This is a genomic window from Chryseobacterium suipulveris (assembly GCF_022811685.1).
Lineage (GTDB): Bacteria > Bacteroidota > Bacteroidia > Flavobacteriales > Weeksellaceae > Kaistella > Kaistella suipulveris.
The window spans coordinates 1923249-1942740 of sequence record NZ_CP094532.1 but is presented as its reverse complement, the minus strand read 5'-3'; the positions used below and the strand labels follow the sequence as shown (position 1 = coordinate 1942740).

Annotated in this window: 17 protein-coding genes; 7 read left to right on the top strand and 10 right to left on the bottom strand. The window is 40.0% G+C overall.

The window, feature by feature from the left end; genetic code table 11:
- The first annotated feature begins 361 nt into the window (after nucleotides 1-361).
- Together dacB and MTP09_RS09120 are read left to right on the top strand one after the other, a co-directional pair.
- The gene (gene dacB, locus MTP09_RS09125) at nucleotides 362-1765 is read left to right on the top strand and encodes a D-alanyl-D-alanine carboxypeptidase/D-alanyl-D-alanine endopeptidase (RefSeq protein WP_396022216.1); all 1404 of its coding nucleotides are present in this window, start codon (nucleotides 362-364) and stop codon (nucleotides 1763-1765) included.
- Nucleotides 1766-2935, top strand: a complete 1170-nt coding sequence (locus MTP09_RS09120; RefSeq protein ID WP_243548107.1) for a sensor histidine kinase — start codon at nucleotides 1766-1768, stop codon at nucleotides 2933-2935.
- A gap of 384 nt (nucleotides 2936-3319) precedes the next feature.
- Here MTP09_RS09120 and MTP09_RS09115 read toward each other — a convergent pair whose 3' ends face one another.
- Nucleotides 3320-4930 carry a M1 family metallopeptidase gene (locus tag MTP09_RS09115; RefSeq protein WP_243548105.1) on the bottom strand — a complete coding sequence of 537 codons (1611 nt, stop codon included), beginning with the start codon at nucleotides 4928-4930 and terminating at the stop codon, nucleotides 3320-3322.
- A 534-nt stretch (nucleotides 4931-5464) separates the two neighbouring features.
- On the opposite strand from MTP09_RS09115, the gene MTP09_RS09110 reads away from it, so the two are divergent.
- The 4 genes from MTP09_RS09110 (at nucleotide 5465) to MTP09_RS09095 (ending at nucleotide 8829) form a co-directional block, all read left to right on the top strand.
- Nucleotides 5465-6487 carry a glutaminyl-peptide cyclotransferase gene (locus MTP09_RS09110; protein WP_243548103.1) on the top strand — a complete coding sequence of 341 codons (1023 nt, stop codon included), beginning with the start codon at nucleotides 5465-5467 and terminating at the stop codon, nucleotides 6485-6487.
- A 426-nt stretch (nucleotides 6488-6913) separates the two neighbouring features.
- Nucleotides 6914-7687 (top strand): hypothetical protein, encoded by a 774-nt coding sequence (locus tag MTP09_RS09105; protein ID WP_243548101.1) that lies wholly within the window; start codon nucleotides 6914-6916, stop codon nucleotides 7685-7687.
- A gap of 75 nt (nucleotides 7688-7762) precedes the next feature.
- Complete coding sequence (locus tag MTP09_RS09100; protein WP_243548100.1) at nucleotides 7763-8377, top strand: deoxynucleoside kinase; 615 nt, start codon at nucleotides 7763-7765, stop codon at nucleotides 8375-8377.
- 104 nt (nucleotides 8378-8481) lie between these two features.
- Entirely contained in the window at nucleotides 8482-8829 is a 348-nt protein-coding gene (locus MTP09_RS09095) for an arsenate reductase family protein (RefSeq protein ID WP_243548099.1), read from the top strand.
- Nucleotides 8830-8852: 23 nt separating this feature from the next.
- Here the strand turns inward: MTP09_RS09095 and MTP09_RS09090 are convergent, their stop codons facing one another.
- Both MTP09_RS09090 and MTP09_RS09085 read right to left on the bottom strand, forming a co-directional pair.
- Nucleotides 8853-9158 carry a DUF493 domain-containing protein gene (locus tag MTP09_RS09090; RefSeq protein WP_243548098.1) on the bottom strand — a complete coding sequence of 102 codons (306 nt, stop codon included), beginning with the start codon at nucleotides 9156-9158 and terminating at the stop codon, nucleotides 8853-8855.
- 70 nt (nucleotides 9159-9228) lie between these two features.
- A complete protein-coding gene (locus MTP09_RS09085; protein WP_243548096.1) occupies nucleotides 9229-9921 on the bottom strand; it encodes a DUF4197 family protein in 693 nt (230 codons plus the stop codon).
- 262 nt (nucleotides 9922-10183) lie between these two features.
- Between MTP09_RS09085 and MTP09_RS09080 the strand changes: the two genes are divergently transcribed.
- Nucleotides 10184-11704 (top strand): FMN-binding glutamate synthase family protein, encoded by a 1521-nt coding sequence (locus MTP09_RS09080; RefSeq protein WP_243548094.1) that lies wholly within the window; start codon nucleotides 10184-10186, stop codon nucleotides 11702-11704.
- Nucleotides 11705-11755: 51 nt separating this feature from the next.
- Here MTP09_RS09080 and MTP09_RS09075 read toward each other — a convergent pair whose 3' ends face one another.
- From MTP09_RS09075 to MTP09_RS09045, 7 genes are all read right to left on the bottom strand, one after another.
- Nucleotides 11756-13114: a chloride channel protein gene (locus tag MTP09_RS09075; protein WP_243548092.1), complete on the bottom strand. Its 1359-nt coding sequence runs from the start codon at nucleotides 13112-13114 to the stop codon at nucleotides 11756-11758.
- A gap of 247 nt (nucleotides 13115-13361) precedes the next feature.
- Nucleotides 13362-13889 carry a 50S ribosomal protein L9 gene (gene rplI, locus MTP09_RS09070; protein WP_243548090.1) on the bottom strand — a complete coding sequence of 176 codons (528 nt, stop codon included), beginning with the start codon at nucleotides 13887-13889 and terminating at the stop codon, nucleotides 13362-13364.
- A gap of 157 nt (nucleotides 13890-14046) precedes the next feature.
- Nucleotides 14047-14349, bottom strand: a complete 303-nt coding sequence (gene rpsR / locus MTP09_RS09065; protein ID WP_034675795.1) for a 30S ribosomal protein S18 — start codon at nucleotides 14347-14349, stop codon at nucleotides 14047-14049.
- A 28-nt stretch (nucleotides 14350-14377) separates the two neighbouring features.
- Nucleotides 14378-14719, bottom strand: a complete 342-nt coding sequence (gene rpsF, locus MTP09_RS09060; protein ID WP_243548088.1) for a 30S ribosomal protein S6 — start codon at nucleotides 14717-14719, stop codon at nucleotides 14378-14380.
- A 136-nt stretch (nucleotides 14720-14855) separates the two neighbouring features.
- Nucleotides 14856-16673: a GEVED domain-containing protein gene (locus tag MTP09_RS09055; RefSeq protein WP_243548087.1), complete on the bottom strand. Its 1818-nt coding sequence runs from the start codon at nucleotides 16671-16673 to the stop codon at nucleotides 14856-14858.
- 345 nt (nucleotides 16674-17018) lie between these two features.
- A complete protein-coding gene (locus MTP09_RS09050; RefSeq protein ID WP_243548085.1) occupies nucleotides 17019-18641 on the bottom strand; it encodes a T9SS type A sorting domain-containing protein in 1623 nt (540 codons plus the stop codon).
- Nucleotides 18638-19417 carry a hypothetical protein gene (locus MTP09_RS09045; protein ID WP_243548083.1) on the bottom strand — a complete coding sequence of 260 codons (780 nt, stop codon included), beginning with the start codon at nucleotides 19415-19417 and terminating at the stop codon, nucleotides 18638-18640. Before MTP09_RS09045 ends, MTP09_RS09050 begins: the two co-directional genes overlap by 4 nt.
- Nucleotides 19418-19492: the final 75 nt, after the last annotated feature.

The window sequence follows — 19492 nt, the reverse complement described above, 5'->3', positions numbered from 1 at the left end:
TATGGAATAAGCAAATTTTTATACGGATATTTTACGATAATTTTCTGATTCTTGAATATGCTTGAAGAATTCTGTTTTTCGGGGAAAAAGTTATTTCTTTATATTTGATAACCTGTTCTGCATTTGTATCTTTGTGTATTTATTAATGAGCGATAGCGCCTTCGTTTATCTTTTAACTGGAGCAAAAAAATTAATTTAGCTTTGTTTGGCTTTGCGAATATTTTTTCTCGCAAAGTTCGCAAGGGATTTTTTTTGACAAAAGACCGCATATTTTTAAGACAAACCAAGGCACTAAGTTTAACAATGACAGACAAAGTTCTATAGGAAATTGATTATTAATTGAATATAATTTTTGCCCTAAATGCACAACACTTATTTGAAAATAAAAATCCGTATGAAACTGTTGCCGATCCTGCTCTTCAGCACCCAGTTTTTTTTTGCACAAAACGTTGCCCAGAAATTGGACGGAGCTGTGAAAGCACTCATGAATTCTGCCCCCGCTTATTCGGCAAACCTTTCGGTGTATGTTGCAGATGAATCAGGAAATTTCGTTTATGAGTATAAAGGCAATCAGGGACTTTCGACCGCTTCCACGCAAAAGATTTTTACCGCAGCTGCTGCTCTGGAAACTTTAGGCAAAAATTATCGGTACACAACGACGGTTTCTTATTCTGGAACGCTGTCGTCGGGAAATCTTTCAGGAAATCTGATCGTGACATCCAACGGTGATCCGACTCTTGGAAGTTGGCGCTATGACGGTTATAAACCCGAAAACTTTAAACAAAAACTCATCGATGCCATTAAACAAAAAGGGATTTCTAAAATCTCAGGAGATGTAGTAGTTGACGATTCTTACTTTGATTTCCAGACGATTCCCGGAGGTTGGCCGTGGAACGATTCGGGGAATTATTACGGAGCTGGAGTTTGGGGCGTAAACTGGCGCGAAAACCAGTTCGACCTGAATATGAACGGTCGGGAAATGAAATCATCCAACGTGGAACTGCCGAATGTAAAATGGATTAATGAAGTGAAAACCGCAGGAAGCTCCGATCAAAGCTTGATTTTCACCGCACCTTTTTCTGATGTCGCCTATATCAACGGAACATTGCCGGGAAAAGCAATCACCGTTTCGGGTTCGATGCCAAATCCGCCTTTGACTTTAGCCAATGAAATCAAGAATTGGCTGAAAGAATCCGGTGTTGAGTTGAATGGAAAAATTACCACGACTTCTCTACAGAAAATCAATGGTGAAGCGGTTTCTGCTGCCTCGAAAGGAAATACTTTACTCGAATACCAGTCGCCGACTTTAGATAAAATAATCTACTGGTTTATGCGGAAAAGCGTGAATCTGTACGGAGAAACTTTAATAAAAACTTTGGCCAGAGAAAAGAAAAATTCGGGAAGTTTCGATGACGGAATTTCTTATTTAAAGGAATTTTGGAAAGGGAAGGGAATCAACTCCGCGATGATTAATTTTGCCGACGGAAGCGGACTTTCGCCGCAGAATTATGTTTCCGCAAGAGCTGAAGTTCAGGCGTTACTTTGGAGCAGAAAGCAACCCTGGTTCAACGAATTTTTCGACGGTTTTCCGACGCAGGGAAATGGCATGAAAATGAAAAGCGGCACGATGAAGGACACCAAATCTTTCGCAGGTTACCACACCTCCAAAGATGGAAAAAAATATGTTTTCGCCATTATTCTCAACAATTTCCAGAGTTCGAATCTGAGCGACGCGCTGTATAAAGTCCTGAACATGTTAAAATAGATGAAGAAAGAGAACTTTTTTTCGAAGATCAATATTTGGGTTGTTTACGGACTGTTTTCCGTGATTGTTTTTGGTGTTGCAATTTATTCCGTAGCGTTGATTAATGAGCTGAGACAGCGCGAAACCAACAGAATCAGCGTTTTTGCGGAGGCCATGAAGATCCAGCAAGCCAACCAAACTTTGGATTCTGATACGCAAAATCTTCTCCTTACCATTTTCCGCGAAAATGAAAAATTACCGATTATCGTGACAGATCAGAATCGTAAAGCGATTATTGACGAGGGCTTTTACAGAAATATTCCTGAAGAGGTTGTGAACGACGAAAAAAGACTTGACCATTTAATTAAAGATATGGGAAGCCGTTACCAACCGTTTGAGTTGAAAATTTCGAACGACCAGAAACAGTACGTGTTTTACGATAACTCTCAATTATTGAATAATCTACGATATTTTCCATACTTATTGGGACTGTTTATTTTGGCTTATATTTTCTTTTCGCTGTGGTTTTTGCGCACGATCAAGAAAACCGACGAAGGTTACGTTTGGGCAGGATTGGCAAAGGAAACTGCGCACCAGATCGGTACTCCACTTTCATCGATGATCGGCTGGATCGAGATTCTCCGCATGGAAAACGAAAACAGCGAGGGCGTGAAGGAAATCGAAAACGACATCAACCGACTGAAAACCATTTCCGAGCGTTTCTCGAAAATTGGTTCCGTTCCCGAACTCAACGATCTGAATATCAACGAAACCCTTCAACAGAACTACGACTACCTGAAATCGCGGATCTCTAAAAAAGTGGCATTTATGCTCGTACTTCCGCACGGAGAAATCCTGATTCCGCACAACAGAATCCTGCTCAGCTGGGTCATCGAAAATATTGTGAAAAACGCGGTGGACGCGATGAAAGGAGAGGGCCGACTCGAAATCGAACTGTACGAAAAAAACAAAAATGTGGTGATCGACTTTAAAGACACCGGATCAGGAATGACCAGTTTCCAGGCGAGAAATGCTTTTAAAGCCGGCTATTCCACCAAAAAGCGAGGTTGGGGATTAGGTTTGTCGCTCGCAAAACGGGTGATCAAGGAATACCACCGCGGCGACATCCGCATTGCGCAAACCGAGGTCGGAAAAGGCACGACGTTCAGGATTACGATGAGGAATGGGTGAGTTTCGGGTTTCGGGTTTCGAGTTTCGAGTTCTCGCTGCGCAAAGTCTCCCGACTTTGAGCAACGTAACATTACAAATTACAATATTTGTAAACAAAAATTCCAAGAAACAAGCTACCAGGAATTCAGCAAAAAAATAAAGAAAAAAAGCAAGCTGTTTTGTGTTTCGGAGCGGCTCAAAGTTGGGAGACTTTGCGCAGCAGGTTTTTTTTCATATTAGAGGAAGTTGTTAAAATCACGCTCAAAATAAACACCATTTAGGTTTTCTTTTAGAAAATCATCAATGTCTGATTTTATTAGTGAAGTAATAATGATTCTCTTCCTATCTAATGTGCTGTTTGACTAATAATGTAGGTAACACCCAAATGTACACAACTTCCCTCAATCAACTCCCCATCAACTCCACATAATAATTCCTGTCAAATTCCACGGGGTTTTTAGATTTCAGTTGTACCGACTGCCATTTTTCTGTGGGCGAAATGGTTTGGTTTCCATTGATTCTGATTGGGAGTTTGAAATTCGGAACCGTGTTGCTGTAGCGGAATTTCAGGGTTTTTCCTTTTTGCGAGTATTCGAGAACGGGGATTTTCGCCGTCCTTAGATATTGGTTGAAAACGGAAGTGAAGTCTATTCCCGATTTTTGGTTGATATAATCTTCAACCTGTTTAGTGGTCACGGTTTGGTGGTAGAAATCCTTGTTGAGTCCTCTCAGAATCTGCCTGAATTTCTCGTCGTCGTTAATGACTTGCCGAATCGTGTGGAGCATATTCGCACCTTTGTAGTACATATCGCTGCTTCCCTCGTTTCCGACGCCGTATTTCCCGATGATCGGCTTGTCGTTTCGGATATTGTAGCGAAGTCCCTGAATATAGGTTTCCGCAGATTTTTTGTCCATAAACTTTTCCGTGAAAAGCGTTTCGGAATAACAGGTGAAACCTTCGTGGATCCACATATCGGCTTGGTCTTTCGCGGTGATGTTGTTGGCAAACCACTCGTGTCCGCTTTCGTGGATGATGATGAAATCCCAGTTCAAACCGACTCCCGTTCGCGACAAATCCCTTCCCAGATATCCGTTGATATAGTGATTTCCGTACGCCACCGAACTTTGGTGCTCCATCCCGAGATACGGACTTTCAACCAATTTGTAGGAATCCTCGTAAAACGGATAAGGTCCAAACCAAAATTCAAACGCGTTCATCATCGGTTTTACCTGTAGGAACTGTCTTTTGGCGCGGTCGAGATTGTAATCCAAAACCCAGTAATCCAGGTCGAGTTTTCCTTTTTCGCCGTCGTAGGTTTCTTTGAAATTCACATATTTCCCGACATTGGGAATGATCGAGTAATTGTTGATGGGATTTTTCACTTCCCAGGTAAATATTTTTTTGCCCTTTTCTTCGGTGGTGGAAATCAGCCGTCCGTTTCCGACGCCCACCAAATCTTTGGGTGTGATAATTTTCATCAGGATTCCGTTGTCGGGTTCGTCGCTCCAGATGTCTTTCGTGGGGAGCCAAACCGAGGAACCGATTCCTTCCTGCGCGACAGAAATCCACGGATTGCCGTTCTGATCTGTGGTAAAAACCCAACCGCCGTCCCAAGGTGCGTTTTTCGCAATCGTCGGATTCCCCCAATATTGGATGGTGAAGGAATGCTTTTCGCCTTTCTTGTACGCTTTTTTGGTTTCGATGAAGATGAAGTCGCCGTCGCGTTTTGAGGAACACAGTTTCTCGTCGGTCGCGATGATTTTGTAGTTCATCGGCTGCTGCAGATCGATCTGGAACACGGGATTCACCACATCTTTGGTAATCTCGAAACTGATGGTGTTTGTTCCCGAAACCAACTTTTTCTCAAAATCAGGTTCCACGGTAAGCTCATATTTTTTCACGTCCCAGAAATCCCTGAACTGCGTATCGGAACCTTTCAGTGTATCTTTTTTGGTGAATTGCTGCGCATTGAACATCGCGGAAACCAGCAGGAAAAGTATTGCGTAATTCTTCATTGTATTTGGAGTTAATTGACAAAGATAATTAACCATGGCTTAGATTGGTAGAACTTTGTATGTCATTGTTAAACTTTAGTGCCTTGGTTTGTCTTAAGAATGTGCGGACTTTTGTCAAAACTTGCGAGAAATAAAATACACGTAAAGATTTTCAATGGTTTAACTAATGATTAAGATAGCAAAGGTGACCAATAAATTGGTTTTGAAGCTTTCGCTTAATCAAATTCGCTTGACCCCGTCGAATCTTGAATTTCGTGGTCAAGCATCAATGTTCTGATGTTTAGTAGCTTATTCTTCAACTGATTATGCACTACAGGCAGATTTTAATGACTTTATTAATTTGGTTTAATTATTCACTTAAATTGTTACGTTGCTCTTTCCCCTTTTTCTTTTTCCTTGATTCTTGATTCTTGGTTCTTGGTTCTTGGTTCTTTCTTCTTGGCTCTTTTTCCTTGTCTCTTGGCTCTTTTTACTTGGTTCTTGTCTCTTTTTTTGTGTTGCTAAAATTCAGTATTTTTGGAAAAATTATTTTTAATGAAGAATAGGATTCTTTTAGCCGCCCTGGTTTTCACCTTTTTAGTTTCCTGCAACAATGACAAGGAAATTCTCAATACGCTGAACGACTACAATATGTCGATGGAAAGCAAAGGTTACCATTTCGGCGACGTGCTGACTTTACCTAAAGAAGTGACCGACAATGCGGAAAGCATCTCCATCAGTTTTGGCGACAAGGAAACTTCGAAGTTGGTGGTGGACCCCGAGTTTTTTACTTTGGGCGACAATGCGGTAACGTTCAACATCAAAAAGAAAAATGGCGAAGTCCTGAATCAGGACGCAACCATCAATGTTTTTGCGAAAAATCCCGAAGCAATACTCAACTATAAAATTGTTAAAGAATATCCACACTCTACAGAAAATTTTGTGCAGGGTTTTCAGCTCGACGGAAACACGATTTATGAGTCCGACGGACAAAACGGCTCGTCTCGAATATTGAAATATAATTTAGGTGCAACAACTCCGATTGCGGAAACTGCGCAACCAGACGACGTGTTCTCCGAAGGTGCGACGATTATTGGCGATAAGGTTTACCAGCTGACTTGGCAAAATAAAAAGGGATTTATCTACGATAAAACCTCGCTGAAACTTTTGGGCGAATTTCCTTATCCAAACGTGATGGGAGAAGGATGGGGTTTAACGTACGACGGCAAAAACCTGATCGCTTCAGACGGGACGAAGAATATTTATTTCCTCGACGTAGCTGATCCTTCGAAACTCGTGCGTTTTATTTCTGTTGCGGGAAATACCGAAGCTTATGACCAACTCAATGAACTGGAATACCACAAAGGATTTATTTACGCCAACGTTTGGCAGAAACCGATCATCCTGAAAATCAATCCCAAAAATGGAGAAGTGGTCGGGAAATTCGATTTCACTGAAATTGCGAAACTGCACACCACAGGAAGCGACGATGTGCTGAACGGAATCGCGTTCAAAGGTGAGAATATGCTCGTTACAGGGAAAAACTGGCCGAAAATTTACGAGGTTTCGATCGATTAATTTAAGTCCAGAGAAATTGAGTTTAACACAAACCTAAAGTTAGAATACATCCTGTTGCTAAATGAAATGCCATTGCGCTCTTGAAATTTGAAGTATTTTAGTAAAAATTTCTTTGCGTGCGTTGCGATAAAAAATACTCGCAAAGCCACACAAAGAATTATTAATTTGTTATCACTCTTTTAAGCTAAACAAAGGCGCTATAGCTTATTAAAGCTACACAAAGAGGGCAAGTCGAACTCAAGATATTTGTACAAAAAATTAAAGTCTTGGTCTGTCTTTGCTAAATGAAATGCCTTTGCGCTCTTGAAATTTGAAGTACTTTAGTAAAAATTGCTTTGCGTGCGTTGCGAGAAATAATACTACACACAACAAAGAATGATGTCTAAAGGTCATCAATAAAAAAGGTGTAAAACACCAAAATTTCGGTTGAAAAAATTGATCTCCATCCTCGCTTTTCTCGTTTTCTGCACAATTTCTGCGCAGCGGGTTTTCCCAATGGATTCGCTGAAACTAAAAGATGCAAACGACCTCTTCGCCGACGATTATGGGAATCTATACCTCTACAAAAACAAAGATTTTTCATTGACCAAATATGATTCCCTTGGAAAACAAACGGGGAAACTGTTGTTGACGCTGCCTTTCAAAATACAGTCGGTGCAGAATCCGCTCAACATTCCGCTGTTTTCGGAAAATGCGCAGGAACTGAAATTCTATGACCAAAACCTGAACCTCATTCAAACTGTAAACTTCCGCCAGAAATTTGGGTTCATCAAAATGGTTTATGCGGAAGATCTGCAACAAATCTGGTTGCTTGACGAGAGTACGAAACGGCTCATCCAGTATAATTTCAGGCAGGATGCGGTCAGCAATTCCTTCGCGTTGAATTTTAGTTTTGATGAGATCGTCGATATGCTGGTTTTTGAAAACAGACTTTATCTCCTCAAAAAAGAAAACCTTACGGTCTTCGAAATGCGTACGGGCAAATCGTTTCAGCTAACATTGGAAAATGGAAGAAAGCTGCGCCGCGAAAACGAAAACATCCTCGTTATCGGTCAGAATCAAATTCAAAGCATAGAGAATGGCGAGCTGAAAACAATTTTCAAAGCCGCAAATTCTGCAATTGTGGATAAAAACTCCGCCACATATTTTGAAGTCAGCGCCAACAAACTTTATCTTTACCAACTTGAAAAAGCGCGGTAAATTCAACCCGAATTTCTGTGCTTAAACTTTGGAGCGGTTGCTCAAATTACCTAACCTTTAATTAAATTTTTGCAGATGCATATCGCAATCACCGGAAATATCGGCGCAGGAAAAACTACATTAACCACAATGTTGGCGAAACATTACGGGTGGGATGCACAATTTGAAGACGTGGACCACAATCCTTACCTCGAAGATTTTTATGCCGATATGGGAAAGTGGAGCTTCGCGCTTCAGATTTATTTCCTGGGAAGCCGTTTCCGGCAGGTGAAAGAAATCCGTGAGAGTGGAAAAAATATTATTCAGGATCGAACGATTTATGAGGACGCCCATATTTTTGCGGAAAACCTGAACGATATGGAACTGATGACCGACCGCGATTTCAACAACTACTCGTCGGTTTTCAATCTGATGAAAAGTTTTGTTTCCGCACCGGATTTACTGATTTACCTAAAATCTGACGTGCCGAATTTGGTGAAGAAAATCTATAAAAGAGGCCGCGATTACGAAGCAACGATCTCGATCGAGTACCTTTCGAAGCTGAACCAGAAATACGAGAAGTGGATTTCGAACTATAAAGAAGGAAAACTCCTCGTGATCGAAGTTGATGACCTGGATTTCGTGGAGCGCCCCGAAGATTTCGGCTATATTCTTGAAAGAATTGAAACGGAATTGCACGGACTTTTCTAAAGTGCGAAATACGAAGTACAAAATACGAAATACGAAGTAAGAATTACGAAAAACTAATTTCGAAGAGCTAAAACCTCAAACCTCAAACTTCAAACACTCTGCAAATGATTAAAGTTCTCCACAACAATTCCTGCTCGAAATCTCGCGGTATCCTGGAATATCTCGATGAAAACGGTGTTCCATTCGAAGTGATCGATTTCGTAAACGATCCGCTTTCCGTGAATGAGCTTAATGCCGTGCTGAAAAAACTCAATATGGGAGTTCACGAGATCATCCGAAAAAATGAAACGCTTTATAAGGAAAAGTTCGCCGACCAAAATTTTTCCGACGAGGAATGGGTGAAGATTCTTACCGAAAATCCGGAACTAATTCAGCGACCAATTTTAATTAAAAGTTCTGTAGCGATGATTGGCCGACCTCTCGAAAATGTGAAATATTTTATTGAGAAATAAAGTTATAGATCATCATTAATCACCTATAGCATAATTACACCCTCAATTTTCCCAACTTCTTTATAGATGTTGATGACCTGTTCCGCATCGAGGACGAAAGCATTCATATTCAGTGAGGTATATTTTCCGTTCTTGCTTTCCTTGGAACTCATCGTGAATTTCATATTGTCGAAAACGCGGTAGATTTCCGTAAGCTTCGCTTCGTCGTTGGTGATGATGAATTTGAAGAGATAATCTTCGGGGAAATCGTGTGTCGCTTCGAGTTTTTCCTTTAAAGAAGAGTAGAATTCGTCGGGATTTTTGTTGCCGTTATTTTCAAGGATGTTCATTGATGTTTTGTATTAATGATAAAAAATTCCGGAAAGTTCCGGAATTTCAAAGTTAAAGAAAATTATTGTCTTATCTCGCAGTTCCCAATCCTCCTAGAGAGTTTAGGATTTGCGAGGAGTTCTGCTGCTCGTGGTTTTGTATGATGTTGAAAAGTCCGTTCACCATTTGTTCAGACGCAAATCTGCTGATTCCGCCAGTTACAGAACCTGTATTGTTTTGTCCACCGAAAAGACCTCCAAGAATATTGGTTCCCGCTAAAGCAGTGTTCAGTGATTTCACGATTCCGAACTCGTTCAGTTTAGCATCCACTTTCGGAGCGATTGCTGCCATCAACTGTTGCGAAGTTCTTTCTTTCAGAATCATTGTTGCAGCGCCGCTTCCTCCCTGCACGATTCTTGCCGCATCTTCGGCGGTTAATGAATTTACCGCATTTGTTAGGATTGGTCTCGATACATCAACGGTAAAAGCTGCAGCTTGCGCGATGTATTCTTTTTCTTTCTGGACGAGATTTCCGAGTCCGAGATTTTGCAAAGTATTGTTAATGTCCTTCAGTTGCTGCGGTAAAGCTGCCTCAATCAATTGGTTGGCAAGGAAACTGTTTTTGTCGCTGAAAATATTAAGTCCTTTCGTAATTCCTCCGAGAAGAATCTGTTTAAGGATTGACAACCCAACACTTGAAGTTGCAAGGGTCATACATGACTGAGTTGTCGTACCTAATGTTGCAACCGCCATCGTTGCCACTAAAATCGTATATCGTCTCATTTCGATATTTTTTATAAAGTTAATGTTTTATTTTTCCAAATATTAAGCCAAAGATGGGAAATTATTTTCTTTAATGTTTCTCGGTTTTCTTTAATGAAAATTGATGATAAGAATTAAGGTGTAGATTTTAATTTCTGTTTTATTTGGAATAAAGAAATTTTCCTCAAATCATTGTTGATGGTTATGGGGTTTTGCTGAGATATTTGTTTTTTTTCTCGGTATATTATTGTTAATTTTACAGAATTGTTAAAATTTATTGATAATGAGAGACAAGTTCATCCGTTGGGGAATAATAATTCTGGTTGTGATCTGGGCGATTTCGCTGCTGATCAAAGCGCATTACTGGATCCCGATTTTATTAACCTGTATTTATGCTTTGGGATTGTATAACAGTTTCCAAACCAAGCATGCGATTCTTAGAAACTTCCCGGTTTTAGGGTATTTCCGCTACTTCTTTGAGAGCATCTCGCCCGAAATGCAGCAGTATTTTATTGAGAGAGAAACCGACGGAAAACCTTTCCCAAGAAACGAACGTTCTGCAGCTTACCGACGTGCTAAAAACCTGAGCGATACCGTGCCTTTCGGAACGCAGCTCGACATTAACAACAGAAAATACGAAGGAATAAAACATTCCATTTACGCGAAATCGCCGAAAGAGGAATTGCCACGAGTTTTGGTAGGAGGTGAACAGTGTACCCAAAAATATAGCGCGTCACTTTTCAATATTTCTGCGATGAGTTTCGGTTCGTTGAGTGACCGCGCCCAGATTTCCCTGAACCGTGGAGCGAAAAAAGGTGGATTTTACCACAACACCGGAGAAGGTGGAATTTCGCCATATCATTTGGAAGGCGGGGATTTATGCTGGCAAATCGGTACCGGATATTTTGGTTGTCGTGATGAACAGGGTAAATTTTCTCCTGAACTTTTCAAGGAAAAATCTTCGATTCCCAACGTGAAAATGGTGGAAATCAAACTTTCGCAGGGAGCAAAACCTGGACACGGCGGAGTTTTGCCGGGCTCTAAAAACACTCCTGAAATTGCCGCAATCCGCCACGTGCAACCAGGAATCACAATTATTTCGCCACCGTCGCATTCAGCGTTTTCTGATGCTGCAGGATTATTGCATTTCGTGCAGCAGCTTCGCGAACTTTCTGGTGGGAAACCGATCGGTTTTAAACTGTGTATTGGCGATACCAAAGAGTTTGAGGATATTTGTGTTCAAATGAATGTGTTGAAGATCTACCCCGACTTCATCACCATCGATGGAGCAGAAGGTGGAACAGGAGCTGCACCGCCAGAATTTTCCGATGGAGTAGGAATGCCGCTGGAACCTGCGCTGATTTTTGTGAACAGAACTTTGAAAAACTTCAACCTTCGCGATAAAGTGAGAATTATTGCGAGCGGTAAAGTACTGACGTCGCTCGACATTCTTCGTGCGGTTGCGATGGGTGCAGATTTGTGTAACAACGCGAGAGGATTTATGTTTGCTTTGGGCTGTATTCAGGCGCTGCGTTGTAATACCAACACTTGTCCGACCGGAGTTGCTACCCAGGACAAAATGCTCATTAAAGGTTTGGATGTAACCGACAAAAGTGAAAGAGTTTATCATTTCCACAAGAACACGCTTCACACTTGCAACGAATTGATTGCTGCGGCAGGACGCGATTCTTACCAGGATGTCGACGCGAGTATGTTTATGCGAGGTGACGAATTTGAGCACCTTGCAGACGTATACTTCCCGGATATCTTAGGAAACGTGCGAAACCAGATGACGAAGTATTAAGTTGTCTTCTTTAGAGTAATATAAAACCTTTCAGTTTTTTTGAAAGGTTTTTTAATTCGGTTCATCATCCTTTCTCAATTCCTGGAGGTAGGAAACTTTCAGCATGTCATACAAAGAATTTCTGCTGATGATAATTGAAATCAGCGATGAAACCATTCCAGCGAGCATCAGGTGGAAGATGAGGGAGTGTCGGTCGGTCATTTCCAGAACGATGATTGCGGAGGTAAATGGAGCCCGTGTAATTCCTGTAAGAAATGCGACCATTCCGGCTAAAATTACCACATTGGTTTCGTTCGGAGTGAGTTGAATCCACCCCGAAATTACCGAACCCACGCTTGCTCCCGCAGAAAGTGCAGGTGCGAAAATTCCGCCCGCTCCTCCGGAGGTGAAAGCAAAAGCAGGCCCGATCATCCTGAAAAACGGAACGTACCAGTCTTCGTGTTTGTTGTCGCTAAAGAGGGTTCGGTTCATGATTTCCTTTCCAGAACCCAAAATTTCGCGGTTCACAAAAAAAGCAAGCGACGCGATAATCAATGCGGAAACGATGAGGAAGATGATATTGGCTCTGTCGGTTTTCAGCCGCCTTTTCCATTTGCTGATGCTGAGCATGATTACCGAAAGCTGACTTGCCAAAATTCCCGCAATTCCCGAAACCAGAATCACAGGAAACATCACCGTTAAAGCAACATCGGCGGTTTTCGGATAACCCAAATAAAGGTAGGATCCCGCTAAAGTCTGCGCAGTAAGACCCGCAATAATTACTGCTGTGAACAGTGCAGTCTTAAAGTAATTGATGTGTGTTTTCGAAAGTTCCTCGACGGCGAAAACGATTCCTCCTAAAGGAGTGTTGAACGCCGCTGAAAGTCCGGCTGCAGCTCCGGTCATGATCATATTCTTCTTGGAGATTTTCGGCCACCATTCCGGTAAATATTCATTGACTTTCCTGAAAACTGAACCCGCAATCTGAATCGTAGGACCTTCACGTCCGATTGCGCCACCGCCTATAATCAACGCCAAACTTGAGAGTATTTTGAACACAAGTATTTTCAAACTCAAGAGATGTCTGATTTTGGTATGTTCCTTTGGATTGGCCAGTTCTACTGCAGCCATCACCTGCGGAATTCCGCTGCCTTTTGAGTAGGGTGCAAATTCCTTAACCAACCACCACGAAAGCACAAATCCTACAGGTGCGATAATGAAGATCATCCACGCATTCCAGTCGAGGATATAGTTCATCAGGTTTTCGCCCCACACAAAAAGTTTGGCATACATCACTGCGATAATCCCCGTAATTACGGAACCGATCCAGAACGGAATCGCCTGAAGCAGGTTGTGCTTCAGTTTTTCGTTTCTTAGGTTGTCGAATGAATTTTTCAGTCCTTTGCGGATGAACCGTGGGATTTTCAGCATAAGACAAAAATATCATTTATTTTTTATTATAGACCGTCTAAATCTTATTCAAAAAATATTAGGTCGGAAATTTTCTTTACCACAACCCTAAAGGGAGGAAAATTTCCTTAGAAATAAACCCAAATTTGCTCCCTTTAGGACGGGGTAACAAATTTTGGTTTATTTCTTTAGAATGCTTTCCCACAATTCAAAAACAAAAAAATCCGATGAAAAAATTCACCGGATTCTTATAATTGTTGGGTAGCTCTTAAGCTTCTTCTGTAGTCGTTTCAGTTGTTTCTTCTACTTTCTTCGGAGCAGGAGCAGCTTTTGGAGCCACTTCAACCGGAGCGTCAGAAACTACGTCGAACTCATAGTTGTGCTCTACATCTCTGTGAAGTCTGATCAAAGCAGAGAATTTACCAGTTCTCTTGATGGTGCTTCCTGGAATTTTGATGTATTTTTTGTCAACTTCCACACCAGCTTTTGCCAGTTCTTCAGCAAGGTTTGCATTGTTGATCGATCCGAAAAGTTTATCACCGGTGCCCACTTTCGCTTCGATGGTGATTGCAGTTTTCTTCAGTTGTTCAACGATTGCGTTTGCACTTGCAATCAGTTTAGCTTCCTCTTCTTTTCTTGCTTCAAGTGTAGCTTCCAGCGTTGCCTTGTTTTTTGGGGTTGCCAAAACTGCCAAACCTTGTGGGATCAGGAAGTTTCTTGCGTATCCTGGCTTCACGCTTACTGTATCGAACTCAAGTCCTAAGTTTTCTACGTCTTTTTTTAGAATAATGTCCATTGTTGTTGTCCTTTTTAGATTGGAGATTAAGAGATTGGAGATATGAGACTCTTCACTTAATATCCAAATAGTTAGATTAATTTAATTAAATCAGCAACAAGATTTTAAAATTTTGAATATCAAAAGTCTCTAATCTCTTGTCTATTGGTCTTTTGTCTTATTTAAGCAAATCCGCCACATACGGCATCAACGCCAAATGTCTTGCTCTTTTGATTGCCGAAGAAACTTTTCTCTGGTATTTCAAAGAAGTTCCTGTGTATCTTCTTGGAAGGATTTTTCCCTGCTCGTTTACAAACTGAAGAAGGAAGTCAGCATCTTTGTAGTCCACATGCTTGATTCCGTATTTTTTGAATCGGCAGTATTTTTTTTCTGATTTTGTATTGATATCAAGCGGAGTAAGGAATTTTACTTCGGATTCTCCACCGGCAGATGCCTGTTTTGCCATATCGTCTATTGCCATGTCTTTGTCTTTTTTTGTGGGTTAAAAATTAAGCTTTTGCAGTTTTCAGTTTGCTTCTTCTGGTTACTGCGTAGTCTACCGCGTGCTTGTCTAACTTGGTAGTCAGGTAACGGATCACTCTCTCGTCACGTTTGTAGGCAGTTTCTAAATCTGCTACTACAGTTCCTTCACCTTTGAATTCGATCAAAGTGTAGAATCCGTTCTTTTTCAGCTGGATCGGATAAGCTAATTTCTTCAGTCCCCAATTTTCTTTGGCAACGATTTCGCAATTGTTTGAAGTCAACAGATCTTCAAATTTTTTCACTGCTTCCTCCACCTGTGCGTCAGATAGAACGGGAGTTAAAATGAAAACAGTTTCGTAGTTGTTCATAATGTTAATTAAATTTGTTAATTATTTCGAGGTGCAAAATTAGTTATTATTTTCTGAACTCACAATGTTTCAGCGAAATAAAAAAAGAGACCTGTACAATACAGGTCCCTTCTTCGAAGTTTATTTTAATAATGATTTACTTCTTCACCACTTTCACGGTTTGTGTTCCGCTTTCAGTGTTGATTTTCAGCATGTAAACTCCAGGAGTCAGTTTGCCGAGGTTGATCTGGTTCTTCACCGCATTCATGGTATGGGTAGAAACTACTTTACCTGAAAGGTCATAAACCTGAACTGAACTTACTTTAGAGTTGGAGTCAATATTTACTATATCAACGATTGGATTAGGATAAACTCTTGCTTGATTTTTAGATGCATCTGCTACAGCAAGTGTCGCAACATTTACAGTATAATCTTCTACTTGACCGAACGATGCTCCTGCACATGGATCAAGATAATTGGTGGTTCCGAAGATTTTCTTAACTCTCATTCTGGTATCTCCAGACATTGCGGTTGCAGGTACGGCTATTGGGTGGGTAACTTGTTTGCCATCTGTTCCTGTAGAGTTTGACAATGTTGTAGTCACTTCATATACTTCGCCTGGATCGTTTAAAACCCCATTTTGGTTCCAGTCAATAAACACTGCAAATCTGTTGACCCAGTTGCCTCCAGTATTTCCTTGCAGTGTAATGGTTTGGGTTTCTCCCTTCACAACATTTCCTATAATCGTAGTGAAATTTTCATGGGAAGGAACAGTAGATGGGCTTCCTGTTGGTGCAGGTGTTACGTTATTTATTCCTGCGAAATTTACAAGCGTGATCGGTTCCACGGTAGAGGTAATTGCAAGCGGTCCGCAATATGGAGCAAATGGATTTGGTTTTGTTGTAAACGAGAATACGGTACATCCAGTTGCGGCTCCAGTATCATTTTTAGGGACAACCTTCCAGTAATAGGTTGTGTTTCCTGCCAATGTCATTGAAGGGATACTGTGTGATGTAGTAGTTTTATTTGCCAACAATGTGGTCGGATCTGGATTGGTGTCAAGATATAGATCGTAACTATCAACTACGGTTCCTGTAGTTGGTGCTGTCCATGTAAGATTTATAGCTGCATCATAACTTACTTCTGTAGCACCGTTAGCAGGTAGATTCAATGTTGCGCAATTTGGTGCCGAAGCAGGTGGATTTGCAGTTGTGAATGAGAACTCGGAACATCCTGTTGCCGAACCGACTTCATTCTTTGCTACTACCCTCCAATAATAAGTTGTGGCTGAGGTCAGCTGTGTTACTGGGACATTTGTTGTCAGTCCTGTTACGTTAGCAAGAAGAGTAGTTGGATTAGGGGTGTTTCCAAAGAATACGTCATAACTTGAAGCTGAAGGTCCTGTTGTGGCAGCAGTCCATGAAAGAGCCACAGGTGCTTTGTAGTTAATTCCAGTTGCAGCGTTTGCAGGCGAAACTTGAGTTACACAAGCAGGTGCTGTTGTTGGCGGTGCCTTTACTTCTACATCGTCAATAGAAATAAAGTCCATGTCTGTTACATTGTGATGCCTGAAAGCAACATAAATTGTCTGTCCTACAAAGCTGCTCACGTCTAGCGTCCTCGAATATTGAGTTCCAGCGTTGTTGGGATCATTATAAGTCTCAGAAAAGGTTACGGGTGAAGCTTGTAATGAAGCCATGTCACTGCTCGTCCCAACATACACAGAATAATGTTCTTGATCCCATTCTGCAGCTGCGCACTGAACTTTCCAGTATAAAAATACCTGTCCTGACGCGGATGCTAAACTGATAGCGGGCGAAATAATCCAATTGTTTGGGGTTTTGGGGGAACCCTGCCAAGATCTCGAGATTAGGGAAACGGGGGTTACCGGATTTCCACCATTATCATTAACGGTAAAATAGTCAGCCCAATTTAGTCCATCTCCGTCAACATCGTAGCGAGTCCAATCCGACACGTCTTCATCATTGAAGTTGTCCGAAAAATACGTCTGTCCTGTTCCGAAGAACGGAATTGCCATCATCGAGGCAATGAGTAAAAGTTTTTTCATAATGTTAATAAATTAATTTGGTTAAACTTGCTTTCAAAGTTAATAAACAAAAATTAGATGAGCAACAAAAAACTTATTTTCTTAATACATTGATAAATTTATCTTCAGATTGACATGGAATTAATAAATTATAAGTGTCACATATCTTTGATTACATAATTATTCCAGAAAGTTTTTCCCTGTTTAGTCTAAATATAAAAATAAAGAGGTCCGCAATTAGCAGACCTCATAGTGAAAAAACAGTTATTTGAATTATTTCTTAATAAACCTCTTCGTAATAATTTTGTTCTCCAATTCAATGGATAAGATATAGTGACCGCTTCCAAGAGATTGAACATCAATTTTGTTAAAATTATGTCTAAAATTTCTAACTTTCTCTCCCTTAAAATCAAATATTTTGACTCCATATATTACTTCATTCGTTTGGATATTGATGAAATCACCTGTAGGATTAGGATATATGTTTAATTTATCATAATTAATGTTCAAATTTGCATGTATGTCACTGATGGTATAAGCATGCTCATCATTTCTATCTCTTCCTTCTGGTGAAACCGAGTTGTCAGTATACATATAGAAATAACCATTGTCAATTTTGGTGTCCGGAAGTATTAAACCGTAAGCATTTCCTTCAATTTTGATTCCGTTCCAAGAAGTATTATTTGCTGAAGAAATGTCGGCACCTTCAATTATAAAATTACTTCCTGGCTTAACAATTATTCTGCTTTCAGGAGACATAATAATCTTGCAGGTTGCCTTCAAACTTGAATTATTATCAACTTTCACGTTAGAATAAATCCTAAAATTCAAGTCCCACATTTGGTCACTATCAGAAAGAATGTTACTGTTTTTAAATGAGTTATCTGTGAAATATTGCCGTAAGCTTGTTGTAGAAGCTGCGAAATGCATTTTAGAAGTTTCAAAATCACTCAAGTAGTCTCTGGGACAAACCCCACATTGGTTCATGATATTGTTATGGCAGCCATTTTGATGGCCTAATCCAAAATTATGTCCAGTTTCGTGTAATAGACCTCCCGCTAAAGAATAGTAAAACCAACCATAAACCGTTGACCAAGGTGTATTAGGATAAGGGCTGTTTGGATCCGGATTGTCTGCTATGTAATATTTTTTAATTAAATAATCATTAAAAGAATCGGGAAAGAATTGTCTCAACTTTTGTGTAAAATCTGTACTATTGGGAGTCATGGATATTGCCCATCCTTGCCCACCAGGTGCGGTATAATTTTGATTATTTATAATTTGATCATAGACATAGCCATTATTTGCGAAAACTATATTTATTCCTGACGGAATCGTTGGATCGTTATCAAAGAGTTTATAATAATAATCTGGAGATGCCGGATTTAAAGTGCTAAAGTTGGGACATGTAGTAGGTGCGTATTGCAGAGTACAAGGTACAAATCCCGTGTAAAGATAATTCCAACCAGGATCTACCTTCCAAACTTTATTTACTATAAATTGTATCTTTGTTGTCGGGATATTATTATTTCCATACCCTATGCACGCAGATGAAGAAGGTTGTTGTAAATTAAGAAGTCTGAGATTTAAACTGGTTATAACATCGTCAATAGCTTGGATGTGTTCAGGATTATTTTGCTCAAAATTTCCAGTTCCATCTGGTTTTGTGGGGAAAATAAAATTGAGCTTTAAATAAATAATATCGTCTGATAATTGGGGTGAATACAGATATTGGTTACTGTAGTATGGAGTTGAGTTCCCACAATTACCAAATAGAATTTCGGCGGTTTGATTTGAGGTTTGGGGAGTCGATATACATTGTATGCCAAATGGACTGTTTTGTGCATGAATAAAAACTCCAAAACAGAAAAAAAACCATTTTAAAATTGTTTTCATAGCTCGGTCCCTTTTCTTGTTTCTAATTCCTTTATTCGATCATTCTGGTCTTGCAATTTTTCGTTCAATTGAATAAGATGAAGGGTTAATTCTTCAACCTTTTTGAGTAGTAAAGCATTAAACTCTTTCAATTCAAGCCCGTTTTCTACCACCTCGGTTGCTGTTGGAACTTCCGGTAAATGTTTATTTTTCTTAATGAAGGTTTTCAGCTCTTCAAGTGGCATTAATTTGTAGTCGTTTTCAAATACATAGTCCGCCCAACCATTTGCGTTTGCGAATTCAACTTTGACTTTCTCTGTTTTAATTCCTTTTTTTACAAAGAGATTATAATCTGAGCAAGTGCTACAATTGGGTATTGTTGTAGTACCAATTACAACTTTTCCGCTGTTTTCTTGTAAAAAAATTGTAGAGTTTGCATTAATATTACTTGCAGTTGATATTCTAAAATAATTGAAATTAGTTCTAAGATCTTTTATCAAAAAATAATCTGGTTGATTTGCTACTACATAAAAAGCAGAGGAGCCAGGTGAAATAAAACGAAAATTTAAATCCATTGGATATGCGGATCTGCTTATAAGACTAGCCAAATGAAACTTCCCATCATTCGTTAACCTGAAACCTTCAGTACTATTTGTACGAAAAATCAAATCCGAGTTATCAGATGTGCCAATGTAATTTGTTAGCGAATTTGTTCCCGAATTACCTGTCAAATTCCAACTTTGTGCTTGGATGCTTAATCCTAGAAGGATTCCCAATAAAATAGTGATTTTTTTCATAACGTAGTAATTTAATTTGGTTAAACTTTGCTAAAGTTAAACATAAAAAATGAAATATGCAATAAAAAAACTATT